This is a genomic window from Ruegeria sp. C8, from assembly GCF_056537565.1.
Window position 1 is genome coordinate 287,006 of sequence record NZ_JBQFRV010000001.1, and the last position, 17,679, is coordinate 304,684.

13 protein-coding genes and 3 tRNA genes are annotated in these 17,679 nt (G+C 59.0%); 6 read left to right on the forward strand and 10 right to left on the reverse strand.

Annotated features, from left to right (window positions below; all coding sequences use genetic code 11):
* Positions 1-88: 88 nt before the first annotated feature.
* Both purN and purM read right to left on the reverse strand, forming a co-directional pair.
* Positions 89-685 (reverse strand): phosphoribosylglycinamide formyltransferase, encoded by a 597-nt coding sequence (purN, locus tag ACR0KL_RS01465; protein ID WP_170676131.1) that lies wholly within the window; start codon positions 683-685, stop codon positions 89-91.
* Positions 682-1,728: a phosphoribosylformylglycinamidine cyclo-ligase gene (gene purM / locus ACR0KL_RS01470; protein ID WP_170676132.1), complete on the reverse strand. Its 1,047-nt coding sequence runs from the start codon at positions 1,726-1,728 to the stop codon at positions 682-684. Before purM ends, purN begins: the two co-directional genes overlap by 4 nt.
* A gap of 107 nt (positions 1,729-1,835) precedes the next feature.
* Here purM and ACR0KL_RS01475 point away from each other — a divergent pair.
* Positions 1,836-1,912: transfer RNA gene (locus tag ACR0KL_RS01475), tRNA-Ile, on the forward strand.
* Between the two features lie 32 nt (positions 1,913-1,944).
* Here ACR0KL_RS01475 and ACR0KL_RS01480 read toward each other — a convergent pair.
* Complete coding sequence (locus ACR0KL_RS01480) at positions 1,945-3,264, reverse strand: ATP-binding protein (protein ID WP_170676133.1); 1,320 nt, start codon at positions 3,262-3,264, stop codon at positions 1,945-1,947.
* A 44-nt stretch (positions 3,265-3,308) separates the two neighbouring features.
* On the opposite strand from ACR0KL_RS01480, the gene ACR0KL_RS01485 reads away from it, so the two are divergent.
* Positions 3,309-4,223 carry an MBL fold metallo-hydrolase gene (locus ACR0KL_RS01485; RefSeq protein WP_480776571.1) on the forward strand — a complete coding sequence of 305 codons (915 nt, stop codon included), beginning with the start codon at positions 3,309-3,311 and terminating at the stop codon, positions 4,221-4,223.
* Between the two features lie 75 nt (positions 4,224-4,298).
* A tRNA-Asn gene (locus ACR0KL_RS01490) sits at positions 4,299-4,373 on the forward strand.
* A 207-nt stretch (positions 4,374-4,580) separates the two neighbouring features.
* Here ACR0KL_RS01490 and ACR0KL_RS01495 read toward each other — a convergent pair.
* Positions 4,581-5,180, reverse strand: a complete 600-nt coding sequence (locus ACR0KL_RS01495; protein WP_480554415.1) for a hypothetical protein — start codon at positions 5,178-5,180, stop codon at positions 4,581-4,583.
* Positions 5,181-5,706: 526 nt separating this feature from the next.
* Here ACR0KL_RS01495 and ACR0KL_RS01500 point away from each other — a divergent pair.
* A tRNA-Asn gene (locus ACR0KL_RS01500) sits at positions 5,707-5,781 on the forward strand.
* An 11-nt stretch (positions 5,782-5,792) separates the two neighbouring features.
* Here ACR0KL_RS01500 and ACR0KL_RS01505 read toward each other — a convergent pair.
* From ACR0KL_RS01505 to zwf, 4 genes are all read right to left on the reverse strand, one after another.
* Entirely contained in the window at positions 5,793-7,412 is a 1,620-nt protein-coding gene (locus tag ACR0KL_RS01505; protein WP_170676152.1) for a long-chain-fatty-acid--CoA ligase, read from the reverse strand.
* Between the two features lie 184 nt (positions 7,413-7,596).
* Positions 7,597-9,204 carry a glucose-6-phosphate isomerase gene (gene pgi, locus ACR0KL_RS01510; protein WP_480776572.1) on the reverse strand — a complete coding sequence of 536 codons (1,608 nt, stop codon included), beginning with the start codon at positions 9,202-9,204 and terminating at the stop codon, positions 7,597-7,599.
* 3 nt (positions 9,205-9,207) lie between these two features.
* Complete coding sequence (gene pgl, locus ACR0KL_RS01515; RefSeq protein ID WP_480776573.1) at positions 9,208-9,879, reverse strand: 6-phosphogluconolactonase; 672 nt, start codon at positions 9,877-9,879, stop codon at positions 9,208-9,210.
* Positions 9,876-11,330, reverse strand: a complete 1,455-nt coding sequence (gene zwf, locus ACR0KL_RS01520) for a glucose-6-phosphate dehydrogenase (RefSeq protein WP_170676155.1) — start codon at positions 11,328-11,330, stop codon at positions 9,876-9,878. The genes pgl and zwf overlap by 4 nt, the downstream gene beginning before the upstream one ends.
* Positions 11,331-11,519: 189 nt before the next feature.
* Between zwf and ACR0KL_RS01525 the strand changes: the two genes are divergently transcribed.
* On the forward strand, positions 11,520-13,088 hold the full coding sequence (locus ACR0KL_RS01525) for a caspase family protein (protein ID WP_170676156.1): 1,569 nt from the start codon (positions 11,520-11,522) through the stop codon (positions 13,086-13,088).
* A gap of 4 nt (positions 13,089-13,092) precedes the next feature.
* Here ACR0KL_RS01525 and ACR0KL_RS01530 read toward each other — a convergent pair whose 3' ends face one another.
* Positions 13,093-13,362, reverse strand: a complete 270-nt coding sequence (locus tag ACR0KL_RS01530) for an usg protein (protein ID WP_170373832.1) — start codon at positions 13,360-13,362, stop codon at positions 13,093-13,095.
* Positions 13,363-13,555: 193 nt separating this feature from the next.
* On the opposite strand from ACR0KL_RS01530, the gene gyrA reads away from it, so the two are divergent.
* Positions 13,556-16,294: a DNA gyrase subunit A gene (gene gyrA / locus ACR0KL_RS01535; RefSeq protein WP_170676157.1), complete on the forward strand. Its 2,739-nt coding sequence runs from the start codon at positions 13,556-13,558 to the stop codon at positions 16,292-16,294.
* 29 nt (positions 16,295-16,323) lie between these two features.
* Here gyrA and ACR0KL_RS01540 read toward each other — a convergent pair whose 3' ends face one another.
* Positions 16,324-17,592, reverse strand: coding sequence for a DsbA family protein (locus ACR0KL_RS01540; RefSeq protein ID WP_480776574.1), 1,269 nt, complete (start codon positions 17,590-17,592; stop codon positions 16,324-16,326).
* Between the last annotated feature and the right edge of the window lie 87 nt (positions 17,593-17,679).

Genomic DNA, 17,679 nt, shown 5'->3' on the forward strand with positions numbered 1-17,679 from the left:
TTGTGTGACTGCCCGTTTTTCTACCGTCCCGAGCGTTATCGGCGACCATAGGACGAATTTCCGCCGGGTGTAAATCACCCAAGGACGATCAGGGCAGCATAAGAACGGACCTGTTGCCTTCCGCATACCGCCGCAGCACCGGCGGGTAGAGCTGATGCTCAAAAACCAACACTTTGGCGGCCAGGCTGTCGGGGGTGTCCTCGGGTTCAATGGCGACCCGCGCCTGCCCCAGAATTGGGCCATCATCCAGCGCCGCGGTGACCTCATGCACGGTGCAGCCGTGTTCGGCGTCACCGGCTTCGATCGCGCGGGCATGGGTGTGCAGGCCTTTGTATTTCGGCAGCAACGAGGGGTGAATGTTCAGCATCCGCCCCTGAAAGCGCGAGACGAAATCGCCGGTCAGGACCCGCATGAACCCGGCCAGACATACAATATCGGGTTGCGCGGCCTCAAGCGGCTTCAGTAACTCCGCCTCAAACGCCGCTCGATCCCCATTAAAAGGGCGGTGATCAACCACAGCCGTTTCTATCCCGCGATCCCGCGCCTTTGCCAGACCACCGGCCTGCGCGTCGTTAGACAGAACCAGACATGGGCGCGCAGGGTGATCTCCGGTCATGCTGTCGACCAGAGAAACCATGTTTGACCCGCCGCCGGAAATCAGGATCGCGACGCGCTTGTGGCTCACAGCAGTTTGCCCGAATAGGCCACGCCAGCCTTGTCAGTCACGGTGCCGATGCGCGACACGGTCTCACCCGCCTCAGTCAGCAAAGCAGTCAGCGCGTCGGCCTGATCTTCGGCGCAGACCACGATCATGCCGATGCCGCAGTTGAAAGTCTTCAACATCTCAGCTTCGGCAGTCCCGCCAGTTTCGGCCATCCAACCGAAGACAGGCGGCAAATCCCATGCGTCCAGATCGATCTGCGCGCCCAGCCCTTCGGGCAGAACACGCGGCAGGTTTTCGGTCAGACCGCCGCCGGTGATATGAGCCAGCGCATGCACACCCCCAGCGCGGATCGCGGCCAGTGCAGGCTTTACATAAAGCCGCGTCGGCGTCAGCAGCGACTCGCCCAACGTGCCGTCGCTAAAGGGCGAGTCGGCCTCCCAGCCCAGCCCGGAAATCTCGACCAGTTTGCGCACCAGAGAGTAGCCATTGGAATGCACCCCGTTGGAGGCTAATCCCAACAGAACGTCGCCCGCCGCTACGCCGTCGGGCAGATCGGCACCGCGCTCCATCGCGCCGACCGAGAACCCGGCCAGATCGAAATCGCCATCGGGATACATGCCCGGCATCTCGGCAGTTTCGCCACCGATCAAGGCGCATCCCGACTGCGCACAGCCTTCGGCAATCCCTTCGATGATCCGCGCGGCAGTATCGGTGTCCAGCTTGCCAGTGGCGAAATAATCGAGAAAGAACAATGGCTCAGCGCCCTGGCAGATCAGGTCGTTGACGCACATGGCCACAAGATCAATGCCAACGCCATCCACAACACCAGTATCAATCGCGATCCGCAGCTTGGTGCCGACACCGTCGGTGGCCCCCACCAGAATCGGATCTTCATAGCCAGCGGCCTTGAGGTCGAACAGCGCGCCGAACCCGCCCAGACCGCTCATGACACCGGGGCGATTGGTGCGTTTTGCAGCAGGCTTGATGCGGTCGACCAGAGCGTTGCCTGCATCAATATCCACACCCGCGTCGGCGTAGGTGATTCCGTTCTTGCCCGCTGTCATGGCCTATCCTTCATGAATGGTTTGCGGGCGAGTTAGTCGATTGTGCGCTTTGATGCAACGGTCAGGCTTGACGCGGGCGTTCACCGTGGTACTCAAAGCGCTCAGGCGGGCCTGTAGCTCAATTGGTTAGAGCAGAGCGCTCATAACGCTTTGGTTGCGGGTTCAAGTCCTGCCGGGCCTACCAAATTCCGCTGTTTTCATAAGAACGCCGCGCCTCTAGCGCCCTACAATGATGTCGGCACACAGCCCGCCTAATCTCTCGCTTTTGCCAAGGCGCAAGACGCCGCCATGGGCACGGGCGATGTCGGCCACGATGGCAAGGCCCAGACCAACACCGCTGCCTTGGTTCTGATTGCGTGCAGGGTCCAGCCGGGAAAAAGGCTTAACGGCCTCGGTCCGCTGTTCGGGCGGGATACCTGGCCCATCATCCTCGACCCGGATGCGTAGAGATTTGGGCGTCAGCGTCAGGCTGACATCCGCCTTGCTGCCATACCGCACGGCATTACCGATCAGGTTCTCGACCGCCCGGCGCATGGCTGATGGTCGCAACATCGCTGTCCCCTGCCCGTCGACGGTAACCAGTTCCGCCTTATGGCCAGCCCGTCTTGCATCGCTGACGATCTGCGTCAGCAAAGCTTCGGGATCGACCTCTTCGGGAGCACCTTCGGCAGCACCGCGGGAAAAGTCGAGGAACGCATCCAGAAGCGATTGCATCTCGGTTACGTCCTGCTGCAACGGCGCAGCCTCTTCTTCGGGCAGCATAGACAGGCCCAGTTTAAGCCGTGTCAGCGGAGTACGCAGGTCATGGCTGACACCCGATAGCATCATTGTCCGCTGCTCCATCTGCCGCTCAATCCGCGCCCGCATGTCGAGAAAAGCGTTGCCCGCGGCCCGAACCTCGACCGCGCCGCCGGGGGAATACGGCACCACCCGTCCGCGACCAAAAGCCTGTGCAGCATCCGCAAGCCGCGTAATGGGTCGCAGTTGGTTGCGCATGTATAGAAACGAGATCGAGGTCATGATGATGGCAAAGAAAACCATCGTCACAATCAACTGATGCGGCGCCGCGGGGGACAGACGCCGTCGATCAAAGGTCAACTGCAACAGGCCCAGATGGGTGGGCATATAGAGGCGCGCCTCTTGCCCACTAGGCAGGGCAACCGCTTCAAGGTCAGGCAATTCTGCAATGAGATCTGCCTCAACCTGTGGCGCAATAAAATCGTACCATCTGCGCCGGCCGATTTCTGGCATCTCATCCGCATCGAGGAACTGCATCTTCATCGACAGAGCGCTTAGATCGGGACGCACGGCGGCCAGCGCCTGTTGCCGAGTCTCAGATTCGGCCATGGTCTGAGTGATCAGACGGACCTCCCGCGCGGCGGCTTGCGTCATTTGCGCGGTCACGTCCTCCAGATGCTTTTGCAAGAACGCAATGCCCACCACCAGCAGCAAAGCCACCACCGGCAGGACGAGAATCAGCGCAGCCCGGACATACAGGCCGCGCGGCATATAGGGTTTGAGCCATTGCGTGGACATGCGCTAAACCTAGCGGGCTGCCCGGACAAGAGAAAGAGGACAGAATGCAGGCACCTGACGAATTCAACCCGCCGGCTGGCGTGGCGCAGGAGTTGCACCCGGGTTTACGGCGCATCCTGGCTCCGAATCCTTCGCCGATGACGTATCGGGGCACAAACACCTATCTTCTGGGGACGCGGGATCTGGCGGTGATCGATCCCGGACCACTGAGCGACGCGCATCTGGAGGCGATTCTGGACGCGCTGACACCTGATCAGAGAATCAGCCAAATCCTCGTGACCCACACCCATTTGGATCATTCGCCTCTGGCCGCCCCGCTCGCGGCCCGTACCGGCGCCCCGATTCTGGCCTTTGGAGGCCCCGAGGCCGGGCGCAGTGCGGTCATGTCCGACCTCGCCCAAACTGGCATGGTGCAAGGCGGAGAAGGCATCGACACCGCGTTCCGGCCGGATATCGAATTGGCGGACGGAGAACGCGTCACAGGTGACGACTGGCAGCTTGAGGTCATTCACACCCCCGGTCATCTGGGCAATCACATCGCGCTGGCCTGGGGCGATGTGTGCTTTACGGCGGATCACGTGATGGGTTGGGCCAGCTCGCTCGTCTCTCCCCCTGACGGAGATCTCACCGATTTCATGGCGGCCTGCCACCGGCTGCAACAGCGCGACTGGTCCGTCTTTCACGCGGGTCACGGCGCGCCGATCGAAAATCCTGCCGAGCGGCTGCAGTGGTTGATTCAGCATAGGCTAGGACGAGAAGCGCAAATCCTCGCGGCGCTGGCAGATCGGCAAGGCTCGGCCCGGCAATTGGCCGAGCGTATCTACACCGACACCCCGAAAGCTCTGCTGCCCGCAGCCGAGCGTAACGTCCTGGCGCATTTGATTGATTTGACGGGAAAATCCAAGGTCACCTACGATGGCGCCCTCGCATCAGATGCGGTTTTCCGGCGACTTTCGTGAGCATGAGAAAAAATTCTGATTTCGCGCGCTTCCCCTCTGGACGTCAAAAATCGGGGTTGTTATACGCCCCTCAGTTCCGGCGTAGCTCAGCGGTAGAGCAGTTGACTGTTAATCAATTGGTCGTAGGTTCGATCCCTACCGCCGGAGCCAATCTTCTCAGCAAGTTGGTTAGTTTTCCTCTGCGTAGAACCTTCGCAGGTCTTGGTGAGAAAAAGACAAATAGGGTTAGAGCTTTTTCGGGTATTAATCGGACAATAAAGCCCACCGCCTCCGTTTGGTAGAACCCACACTATCCTAACGCCTATGAACAAATCATAGCACCTACAGAGCCACACAACGTGGGGTCGAAGGATTCGACTAGGCGGTTGTCAACAAACGAATCACACGAACCAACCGATCTACTGGAATTTCCATAGGCTCTACGTCAAAAATCGCCATCCGACCGACAAACTTCGGAGCCCTAAGAAACTCTTCGGCAGCGCGCATACGCGGGCGGTGAAGGTAGTCATCAAACAAAAGTGTCACCGGTCGCTTGATGTTAAAAGCCGTCGCCAGGGCACAACCGACGCGAAACCGTCCGTCCACCAGCACTACATCAGGATGCTGAAACCCATCGCTTTGCCAAATTGACAATGGGTATCTGGGAAACAGGTTCGATTCCTTCGTATTTACCGGGAAACCCCATTTCTTTGTCTTCCCAATGTTCACCCATGAAATATTGACTTCAGTACTCGTCTTAGGAGGATTTTCCTGGAACCACCGATGCATCATTTGAGCCCAGTATTGATCACTTTCCACACTAAAGACTTTTTTATTCTCCAATTCCCCTGCCAATACAGTGGATCCCCCGGATCCATACTCCAGAATGACAGAAGATTTTTGATAATGCTCGCGCAGTACTTCCTGCACGTCATTAGGCATAGTTAGAACTGGTTTCTTGAGCTGAGCTGTGTTCAATTCGGTCTCCAAGTTGTTGCAATGCATCTAACTGACCTCCAAAGAAAAGTATCATGAACGACAGTGATTTGAACCAGATACTGCGCTCCGCAGCTGACAAACAAAAGAAAACTAAATCAAGGTCAAGCGTACTAAAATACGCGCAGAGGCCTTTGGGTTCTGAACTCATTGAGTTCTTTTGCAGCTAAATGAGTGTCAAAGCCAGGGCGATGGTCTAGGAAGAGGTTTTTGAGTCATCGGTCGCATCGCTCTACTTCGCGACGCCAGTGTTCAAGCCTGACAAACACCGTCTCGAAACGGCTGTTGCGTTTTATGCCGACGAGTGCCGTATTTGGCGTACTTCTTGTGCCTTTTTCGAACGACGATAGCAAATTGCAATTCGTTCTCGCGGCAAACGAACCGGGGGTTGAACCGAAGTCTGAAGAGATCAGTGCCGGGGAGAAGCGGCCTGTTTGATAATTTTACTCAAAATCCCACAAGATGATCTAGACGCCATGAAAACAGCTTGCTATACGGCGCGAACCGTTCCGGCGTAGCTCAGCGGTAGAGCAGTTGACTGTTAATCAATTGGTCGTAGGTTCGATCCCTACCGCCGGAGCCAATTCCCCCAAATCACCCCGTCAACGCGTCGGCAAACTGCGTGCGCAGGGTCCGTTTCAGCACCTTTCCTGTTGCGTTCAACGGCAAAGCGTCGATGAACACAACCTTATCCGGCACTTGCCATTTGGCGATCTTGCCATCAAAGAAGGACAGCAGTTCTTCCTCTGACGGCTCCTCTCCCTCGGCCTTCACGGCGACCAGAATCGGACGCTCGTCCCATTTGGGGTGCGAAACCCCGACCACTGCAGCTGTGGCGAGTTTTGGATGGGCGACTGCGATGTTTTCCAACTCAACCGAGCTTATCCATTCGCCTCCCGATTTAATGATGTCCTTTGACCGGTCGCGGATCGTCATGTAGCCGTCGGCATCCAGTGTTGCGACATCCCCGGTGGCGAACCAGCCATCCTGTAAAAGCGCCTCGTCCTGCATCTGGAAATAGCTGTCCAGTACCCACGGGCCGCGCACCATCAGGTCGCCCTGGGTTTCGCCGTCATGGGGCAAATCGTTACCGTCGTCATCCACGATCTTCAGCTCAACCCCGTAGGGAGGCCGCCCCTGGCTTTCGCGTAGACGGTGTTGCTCTTCGATCGGTAGGTCGCGATGTTTGGCAATCGGGACATTGGTTGTACCAAGCGGGCTCATCTCACTCATGCCCCACGCGTGGACGGTGTCGACGTCGTAGACCTCACGGAAGGTTTCGATCATCGAGGGTGGGCAAGCGGCACCTCCGATCACGGTGCGATCAAGGCTGGCGAGTTTGCTGCCGGATTGCGCGGCATGGGCCAGAAGGCCCTGCCAGATCGTGGGAACACCCATCGCGACCGTCACGCCATAGCTGTCAATCAGATTGACCAGCGCCTCACCATGCAGTCCCGGCCCCGGCAGAACCATGCGCGACCCGGACATGGCACAGGCATAGGGCGACCCCCAGGCATTGACATGGAACATCGGCACCACGGGCATCACGACATCCATGGCCGAATAGCCAATGACGTCTCGCGCATTCGAGGCAAAGCCATGCAATACGGTCGAGCGATGCGAATAGAGCACCCCCTTGGGATGGCCCGTCGTGCCCGAGGTGTAACACAGGCCGGAGGCAGTGTTTTCATCCAAGACCGGCCATGCGAAATCGGTATCACCCGTCTGGATCAATTCAACATAGAATTGCAGCCCGTCGATCTGCGCCGCCGCTTCGTCATCACGAGGGCCCATCAAAACAAAGTGATGAACCTCGCCTAGCCCTTCTTGCAACGCGGCGACCAGAGGGATGAAGGTGGCGTCGAAGAACAGAACGCGATCCTGGGCGTGGTTGATGATGTAGGTCAGCTGCTCGGGGAAGAGGCGCGGATTGATCGTGTGACACACGAAACCGGCGCCCGAAGTCGCATAGTAGATCTCAAGGTGGCGGCGGTTGTTCCAGGCCAGGGTGCCGATGCGGTCTTGTGGTTCCAGTCCAAGCTTGGTTAATGCCGATCCCAACCGGCGAGCGTTGCGTGCCACTTCGGACCAATTGGTCTGCGTTACGGTGCCGTCTGTTTCAACCGACACGATTTCCGTCTGACCGTGGTAGCGCTCGGCGTGATCAATCAGTGACGAGATCAGCAAGGGCTGCGTCATCATCTGTCCCAGCATGGACATACTCCCTTTCTTGTTCAGGCCACGCTGTCGGCGGCCATTCCGTACATTGAGAGATACGCGGGCCTGTGGCAGGGCGATCAATCATGACGGTTCATTGGAAAGAACCCTGCCAAGCAATTATTTGTCTGACAATAAAAAGATTGCGGCCCGAGATTGGCCCGGGCCGCATTTCAGCACGTCAATTGCGGTGGCGCAGGGCATAGGCGACAAGGGCGGCGGTCGAGCCATCCTTGTCGTCGGCGCTTTCTTCTCCGTCCACGATCGGCCCGAGTGAAGTGGCAAGTTCTTTACCCAGTTCGACGCCCCATTGATCGAAAGAATTGATGCCCAGAAGAACGCCTTCGACGAACACCCGATGTTCATAGAGCGCAATGATCTGCCCCAACACAAAGGGCGTCAGTTTGGGGTAGATCAAGGTGGTCGAAGGCCGGTTGCCCGGAAACACCCGATGCAGTGCCTGACGGTCGAGTTCATCGCCCTGCAGGCCTTTGGCAGCCATACGGGCGCTGGCTTCGTCGAGAGACCTGCCGCGCATCAAAGCCTCGGACTGGGCAAGGCAATTGGCGAGAAGCAGGCGGTGATGATGGGCCAGTTTAGGTTCATGCCCTTCGGCAGCGACCATGAATTCGCAGGGGATCACGTCGGTGCCCTGATGGATCAACTGGTAGAAGGCATGCTGACCATTGGTGCCCGGCTCACCCCAAACAACAGGCCCGGACGGCACCGAAAGCGCGCTGCCATCCATTGCAACCGATTTGCCGTTCGATTCCATCTCGAGCTGCTGAAAATAGGCCGGTAGGCGCAGCAGCCTTTGGTCATAGGGCAACACCGCTCGGCTAGCATGGCCCAGCACCTGACGATGCCAGATTCCGACCAAAGCCAGCATTACCGGCACACTCTCGGCCCATTCGGCCGAACGGAAATGCAGGTCCATCGCCTGTCCACCCCGCAGGAAAGCATCGAATGCATTCGAGCCGATCGCGATCATCACCGGCAAACCGACAGGTCCCCAGACAGAGTACCGCCCGCCGACCCAATCTGCGAAACCGAATACGCGATCCTCGGGGATGCCGAAGGCGTGTGTTTTGTCCAACGCGCTTGAGACGGCGGCAAACTGCTTAGAAGGATCGCCTCCGCCCTCGCTCATCCAGGCCCGCGCGGTGAGGGCGTTGGTCATGGTTTCAATCGTCGTGAAGGTTTTCGAGGCCACGATCACCAATGTCCGGGTCGGGTCCAGCTGGCGCAACGTATCAGCGATATGCGCGCCATCGACGTTCGAGACATAGTGCAAACGCGGCCCATCATGGTAGGGCGACAGCGCGTGGGTCGCCATCACCGGCCCCAGATCCGAACCTCCGATACCGATATTCACAACATCGGTAAAGCTGCCCCCTGCCCCGGCAGCGGTACCTCCGCGCACTTCCTCAGCGAAGACGCGCATCCGCTGCAAAGTGTCCAGAACGTCCGGCATGACATCCTGACCATCGACCTGCACCGCGTCGCCGTCCAGGTTTCGCAACGCCGTGTGCAACACCGCGCGATCTTCGGTCTCGTTGATTTTCTGGCCAGAAAACATCGCCTCGCGGCGTGCTTCCAGATCGGCTTGGTCACATAGTTGGATCAGAGCGTCCCGAATCTCGCCGTCGAGCTGCGTTTTTGAGTAGTCGAACAGCATATCGCCGGTTGTGGCGGAGAAATTCTGTGCACGATCCGCGTCCGCTTCGAACAGGTCTAGAATGCGCGCCTGCTGCGATGCTGCTAGTGCTTTCAATCTATCCAGTCGCATGGCTCACTCCGCCCAATGCACGGTCATGCCGCCCAGAACGGCCGCGATCGGCGCCTCTTCGGGCGGCAGAGACATGGCCTTCTCCAGCGCTTCCCGCTTCTCGGCGCTGAAGATGATCAGATGTTTCGACAAGGCCCCATCTAGGACCGGAGCCGTCAGGGTGATACGCGGTTCCGGCTGCACATCCGTCCGCGCCACAGCCAGCGTCGGCGCGTTGCTGTCCAACGCTTCGGCCAGCCCCTGCATTCCCGGAAACAGCGAGGCGGTGTGCATATCACCACCCATCCCCAACACCAGCACCGACAAAGGCAGCACTGGTGCGATCAATGACTCGATCTCAGGCAGTGCGTCCTCAGGAGCGACCCCAGGGACATAGAGAGGTACATATTGCGCCACCGAGGCACGGTTGGTCAGAAGACGTTCGCGGATCAGACGCTCGTTCGAGCGGTCACTGTCGGCAGGTACACAGCGTTCGTCGGTCGGCAGCACGCGTATCCGCGCCCAATCGAGATCTGCAGCGCAGAGGACATCGAAAACCGGCCCCGGAGTCGTTCCGCCCGGCACTGCAAGGGCCACCGTGTCGTCATGCAACAACGCGGCCTCCAATTCTCCGGCCAATGCGTTGGCCACGTCGATCGCCAACATGTCGCGGTCGGCATATTCCTGAATATTCATGGCTTGATTCCTTGCCAGTGGCGACCGTCTCGTTTCATCAGCAGCTCGGCGTCGCCCGGCCCTGTGCTGCCACTGTCATAGGGTTTGGGGACATCGCCCCGCGCCTGCCATCCGGCGATGATCGGATCGGTCCAGGCCCAGGCGGCCTCGACCTCATCACCACGCATGAACAGGGTCTGGTTGCCCCGGATCACGTCCATGATCAGGCGTTCATAGGCATCGGGCGGGTCTTGATTTTCCGGCCCGAGCGCCTCGGCAAAGCTCATGTCGAGCGGGACGTCGATCAAACGCATTCCACCTTGCCCCGGTTCCTTGATTGTCACCTTCAGGGTGATCCCCTCATTCGGTTGCAACCGGATAGATAAGGCATTGGCGTGTCGCCCCGCCGCCTCTCCAAAGATCGAATGCGGTGCATCCTTGAACTGCACGTTGATCACCGAGGAGCGCGCCACCAGCTGCTTGCCGGTGCGCAGGTAGAACGGCGTCCCGGCCCATCGCCAGTTGCTGATATGCGCCTTCAAGGCCACGTAGCTTTCCGTAGTCGAGCGGGGATTTCCGACAACTTCACGATAGCCCGCCCCATCAGCCTCGGCGGCGAACTGCCCGCGTACAATGTGGTGCGGCTCAACCGGATCAAGCGCGCGGATGACCTTGAGCTTTTCGTCGCGTACAGCGTCCGGATCGAATTTTGCGGGCGGCTCCATCGCGATCAGGCACAGCAGTTGCATCAGGTGGTTCTGCACCATGTCGCGCATGGCTCCGGCGCGCTCGTAATAGTCTTCGCGCCCTTTGACACCGACCGTTTCGGCCACGGTGATCTGGATGTGATCCACATACTGGCTGTTCCAAAGCGGCTCGAACAGCATGTTGCCAAACCGCACGGCCATCAGGTTTTGGACGGTTTCTTTCCCCAGATAGTGGTCGATCCGATAGATCTGCCCTTCGTCGAAATGCGCCGCCAGCGTAGCGTTCAAATCCCGTGCGCTATCTAGATCGTGGCCAAAGGGTTTCTCTACCACGATCCTTGTATCCTCGGTTGCAAGCGCATGCGCGCGGATACGTTCGGCCAGAGGGGCAAACAGGCTGGGACCGACCGAGAAATAGAAAGCCCGCACCCGGTCCGGGGTCAGTTTGCCTGCCAGCTCATCCCACCCGCCGGTTGAGAGCGCATCCAGCCGAACATAGTCGAGGCGCTGCAGGAAACCTTGGAGATTTTCAACCTCACCCGACCGCCTGGGCGCATAGCTCCGCAACGACTCGGCCACGAGGATCCGGAACGCATCCGCCGAAAGCTCACTGCGTGCAACCGCAATGATGCGCGCGCTTTCGGGCCACTGCCCCGCGCAGAATCTGCGAAACAAAGCGGGCAGGATCTTGCGCTGCGCAAGATCCCCGGTGCCGCCGAAAATGACCAGATCGAACGGATCGACGGGAATGACGCGTGAAACCATGAGTTGTCCTTAACCTGCACCTAAGGTCATGTCCAATGTTAGCGCAATCATATTGCGTCTTTTTTCCGTCGCATGACCTGAAAACCGCCTCTTATTCGACTGGTACAGCCAAAGTAATCCAAATCACTGAGGGACGCGGCGGTTTTCCGATATAGATGTAACAGGATCATTCCAGTTTGGGTTGTTGAGATGAACAAGTTTCTGTTTTTTCTGTTTGCATGTTTCGCCGCCCCGCTTTGGGCGCAAGAGCGTTTGGCGCTGGTGATCGGCAATGATCAGTACAACTCGGTCGTTGATTTGAAGAAAGCCGTCGCCGATGCCGAGGCTGTTTCCGACAAGCTGGAAAATCTGGGTTTTGAAACTATCCAAGGTCTCAACCTCGACCGGCGCGGCATGAACCAGAAAATCGCCGACTTTACGGCTCGGCTTGAGGCTGGCGATACCGCTTTTGTGTTCTTTGCCGGTCACGGCGTCGAGATTGACGGAGAGAATTACCTGCTGCCCACCGATATTGTCGCGCCCTCGTCCGGCGAGACCGATTTCGTGAAGTCCGAATCCATCGCCCTGTCGAACCTGCTAGACCGCGTCCGTGCCACCGGCGCGCGCACCTCAATCGCCATTATTGACGCCTGCCGCGACAATCCGTTTGAAACCGTATCGGGGCGCAGCGTAGGGCGTACGCGTGGCTTGGGCCGCATCAACGCGCCTGAGGGTATGTTCGTGATCTTCTCCGCCGGGGCTGGCCAGATGGCGCTGGACCGCCTGAGCGATGATGAACCCGCGAAGAACTCGGTCTTCACCCGCGCATTGCTGCCGCGTCTGTCAGAACCCGGTCTTGAGCTGCGCAGCATGGTCTCAGACCTGCGGCGCGAGGTGCGTGATCTGTCCCGCACCGTTCAGCATACGCAGATCCCCGCCTACTATGATGAACTGTTGGGAGAATTCTATTTCACCCCAGCTGTCGCAACGGTCCCGCGGACCGCACCAACGCCCCCGACAGATGACATGCGCGCCGATCTAGAGCTTGCGCGCTCGGTCGGAACGGTGACCGCACTGGACGCATTTCTTGAGAAGTATGAGGATCGGTCCGAGAACTACTCCTACGAGGTGGCTCTGCAATTGCGCGACAGCCTTGCCTCGGTTGAGCTGCCAATCGAGACAGAGCGTACTCCGGCCCCCGAAGCCCCAGACACCCCGATTATTTCAGATTCGCGCGAAGTGATGCGCGCCACGCAATCGGCCTTGAACGCGCTGGGCTGCAGTGCAGGCGGCGCAGATGGTGTCGCCGGACCGCGCACCCGTCAGGCCTTTGCGCGCTACCGTGAAGCGAGCGCGTCGCAATTGGGGGCGGATGATTTGGGAACTCAGCACGCATTGGAAGAGTTGCAGGGCAAAAGCGGCACGATCTGCAAAGTGGTCGCTGCTCCATCCCCCACACCGTCCCCTGCGCCGTCGGTATCCACCAGCCTTTCTATGGCTGGCACCTGGCAGTTCAAGGCCACCTGCGCGGTGGTCGTGAAAGTGACCGGAACAGTGCGCTACTCTCATGCCGGAGGCAACAAATACACCGGAAGCCTCACCGACTCGTTGGGTCAAAAAGCCAACACGGTGATCTACGTGAATGACCAACAGATCAGCGGCACCGACTATTTCCCTGGCATCACAGTTCAATGGCGCGGTCGTCTGGCTGAAGATGGCAACAGCTTCACCAGCTCGGGCTCAACCGGGTGTTCGGTCTACGCGTGGCGGGCGGGATAAGGCGTCAGTTCACGCGGAACTCACCCACCATATTGCGCCATTCCCCCGGCGCGATCATCTTGCGGTGGGTGAACTTGACCGAGTGCAAAGGCCCCTCAATCTCTCGCTGCCAAAAGTCGATAAATTCGAACAGTTTTGGATGATCTGGCGCCAGATCATATTCCTGCCAGATGAACGTGTTCAGGACATGGATATAGTCAGGCATATGGTAGAAGAATTCCGCCGTCGTCAGACCGTATCCCTTCAGCATCAATTCGGTTTCGCTTTGCTGCATTCAGACCTCCGATTTCATTCAGGGTCTCTCCATGATAGCAGCAAAACCACCTAACAGTTGGATAACAAGATGTTACCCGAGTGTTACTTTGGATTTTCACGCGCGGATTCGTTGCTTGCTTGCACCTTATGTGCTGGGTCTGATAGAGTAGAACCACAAAATATAGAGTCTGCACAAGAAACGAGCAGTTTACGTGAGCGATACGCCAGAAACACCTGAAAACATGGATGAAACCCCGCCCGAGCGCCCTGTCTATGACGGCCCGACGGTCTCCATCGAATCCGAGATGCGCACGTCCTATCTGGACTATGCCATGTCGGTCATCGTTTCCCGCGCGATCCCAGATCTGCGCGATGGCCTGAAACCCGTGCATCGGCGGATTTTGTACGCCATGCACGAGACGGGTAACACGCATGAAAAGGCGTATCGCAAATCGGCCCGTCCGGTCGGCGATGTGATGGGTAAATACCACCCACACGGCGATAGCGCGATCTATGACGCGCTGGTGCGGATGGCGCAGGATTTCTCGATGTCTTTGCCGCTGCTGGATGGTCAGGGCAACTTCGGCTCGATGGACGGCGATAACCCGGCGGCCATGCGTTACACCGAAGTGCGGATGGACAAGCCCGCCGCCGCCCTGCTGGCCGATATCGAAAAAGAGACGGTCGATTTTCAGGACAACTACGACGGCAAAGACAAAGAGCCCACCGTCCTGCCCGCCCGCTTCCCGAACATGCTGGTCAATGGTGCTGGCGGTATCGCCGTGGGTATGGCCACGAATATCCCTCCGCACAATCTGGGCGAAGTGGTCGACGCCACTCTGGCTCTGATCGACGACCCGGACCTGACCTCCGAGCAGCTGATCGAATACGTCCCCGGCCCCGACTTCCCGACTGGCGGTGTGATGCTGGGTCGTTCCGGTGCGCGCAAAGCCTACTTGGAAGGCCGTGGCAGCGTCATCATCCGTGCCAAGACCCGTGTCGAGGAACTGCGCAAGGATCGCTACGCCATTGTCGTGGATGAGATACCGTATCAGGTGAACAAAGCCTCGATGATCGAAAAGATTGCCGAAGCGGTGCGCGAAAAGCGCATCGAAGGCGTGGCGCATGTGCAGGACGAATCCGACCGCAACGGTGTGCGTGTGGTGGTCGAGTTGAAGCGCGACGCGACACCTGAGGTGGTATTGAACCAGCTTTATCGTTTCTCGCCAATGCAGACGTCGTTTGGCTGCAACATGCTGGCCCTGAATGGTGGTCGGCCCGAGCAGCTGACCCTGCGCCGGTTCCTGACATCCTTCATCGACTTCCGCGAGGATGTGGTAGCCCGCCGCACCGCATACGATCTGCGTAAAGCGCGCGAGCGTAGCCATATCTTGTGTGGTTTGGCCGTGGCCGTCTCGAATGTGGACGAAGTGGTTGCCACCATCCGTTCGTCGGCAGACGCGGCTGAGGCACGCGAGAAACTGATGACCCGACGCTGGCCCGCCGCCGAGATCGAAGGCTATCTGCGCCTGATCGACGATCCTCTGTCCAAGATGAACGACGACGGCACCTATAACCTGACCGAGGTTCAGGCCCGTGCGATCCTCGAATTGCGCCTGCAGCGCCTGACCCAACTGGGCGTCAAAGAAGTCACGGACGAGCTGGAGCAACTGGCTGCCAAGATTAAGGAATACCTGGATATCCTCTCCTCGCGCGAACGCATCATGTCGATCATCGGCGATGAGCTGCGCGAAGTACGAGATCAGTTCGCCGTGCCCCGTCGCACCGAGATCGTCGACTGGTCCGGCGACATGGAAGACGAGGACCTGATCGAGCGGGAAGACATGGTCGTGACCGTCACCTCGGGCGGCTATATCAAGCGTACTCCGCTGGCCGATTTCCGGGCGCAGAAGCGTGGTGGCAAGGGCCTGTCGGGGATGCAGACCAAGGAAGAGGACGTGGTTACCACCCTCTTCGTGGCCAACACGCATACGCAGCTGCTGTTTTTCACGACCGACGGGATGGTCTACAAGCTGAAGACTTGGCGCCTGCCGCAATCAGGGCGTACCGGCAAGGGCAAGGCGATCGTCAACATCCTGCCGATCCCGACCGGAGTCTCCATCGCGGCGATCATGCCGGTCGACGTTCCGGACGAGGAATGGGAAAACCTTCAGGTCGTCTTCGCCACAAGCGCGGGCACCGTACGGCGTAACCGCCTGTCGGACTTCACCAATGTGAAGCGCAACGGCAAGATCGCCATGAAGTTCGAGGATGAGCATGCCGAGACGAAGCTGATCAACGCGCGCATCTGCTCGGAAGAGGATGATGTGATGCTGGTCACCAAATCCGGCCGTGCGATCCGCTTCCCGACGACAGATGTGCGAGTGTTCAACAGCCGCTCTTCGGTCGGTGTGCGCGGCGTGCGCCTCTCCGGCAATGACGAAGTGGTTTCGATGTCTGTCATCCGCCATTTCGATGCGACCTCGGATGAGCGTGCCGCCTACCTCAAGATGCGCCGTCTGATGGCGGGCGTCACTGATGAGGCCGAGGGCGATGAGGAAGAAGGCAATGCCGACAGCGTCTTGCCTCAGGAGCGCTATGCCGAGATGTCGGCTGCGGAGAACCTGATCCTGACCATCACAGCGGGCGGTGCAGGCAAGCTGAGCTCCAGCCACGACTACCCCGTCCGCGGACGTGGCGGCATGGGCGTTGCGGCAATGGACAAGGCGATGCGCGGCGGCGAACTTGTCGCCTCGTTCCCGGTCGAGATTGATGACCAGATCATGCTGGCCACTTCAAAAGGTCAGTCAATCCGCGTGCCGGTCGATGGAATTTCCTTCCGGTCCCGCAGCGCCGGCGGTGTGCGGGTATTCAACACCGGCAAAGGAGAAGAGGTCGTCAGCGTCGCCTGGATCGCCGATCAGGGCGATGAGGACGAGGCCGAAGAATAATCTTTCGGCTAGAGCACATGAAACAGGCGCTAACTGGACCCGGGCAGCGCCTGTTTTGATTCAGTGCCCAATAGATCAGCCACAGCCCAGAGCCGATCCTGACCCCAAATGCTCTGACCGTCGACGTGGAAGCTGGGAACACCCCAAAGGCCAACGTCTTGCAGCCTGTTTTGGTTCTGCTCAACCCGCCGACGCCAAATCTGTGATTTCAGCTCATCGCGTGCCGTGGGCCAATTCAGACCGGCGGCTTTGACGATTTGAGAGAGGCCCTTGTCGCTGGCCGCGTCTACGCCTTCCGACCAGACTGAGCGCATGAAGGTAGAGCAAAACACTGCCATCCGACCTTCGGATTCGGCGTAATCGAACAAGGCATAGCCGCGCTCGACCCCGGCGCCCAAAGGATCACAGATGCGGCCAAACGGGATACCCAGCCGCCGCGCCTCACGCGAGCAATCCTGCAGGATGTATCGGGATTTCGCCTTGGGCACTGGCAGGCCGCGCATCAGCATTGGCAAAACAGGGCTCAGGATCAGTTCCGCGTTGCATTGTTCTGCCAAGTGCTGGACCCGGTCAAAAGCCAGATAGGAAAAAGGGCTGCGGAAGGAGAAAAAGAACTCCAGAGTTTTCGGGGTGGCGGCATGGCCGTCGAACACCGGCTCTGGGGGTGGCACCAGAAGGGGGCCTGTGCCCAGCCCGGCATTTTGCAACCTGTCTTCAAGATAGTGCAGCCGATCCACACCCCAGTACCATTCGCCGCCATAGTAAAACGTGCCACCGAGGTAGTGCCCCATGGCCCGCAACGCCTGATCCCCGGCGTGCATGGCAGCGGTGGGATCAATCTGTTTGCCCGCAGGTAAGTCCCGCCCGGCCCATTGGGCGGAGCTGATGGCTTTGAGATGTTGGGCGAAATCCGACTCTCCAAGATGGGCCGCCAGACCAGCGTTGACCTCTGGCGTCACACTATCCGCCTTCGGCGCTTCCAAACCTAGCTTTTGGGCCAAGCGCGTTGCATCTTTGAGCGCGTTCTCGCGATGCGCTTTCGGATCAGGAACCGCCTCGGCTGGCGGGCCTGAGATCAAATGCGGGCGTAGCGCAATGTCATAGCGCGCCTCAAATGCTGGCAAAACCTGCGCCGTCAGCGCGCAATACGGGTCTGACGCATCGTGAAAATAGTGAACCTCGCGTCGCGCACCACGCGCCCTACGACCAAGTTCGTGCAGGCCACGACGCGCGTTTTGCAGACCTCGGCTGGTGATAATTTCGGCCAGCCGGGGTTTTACCAAAGATGTGAAGGGCACAGTCGTCTCCGCCGGGGTCAGATGCCCTACCCTAGCCACTCCCGCGCGGAATACCACGCGGGCACACGGCAACGTGAGTGGCCCGGG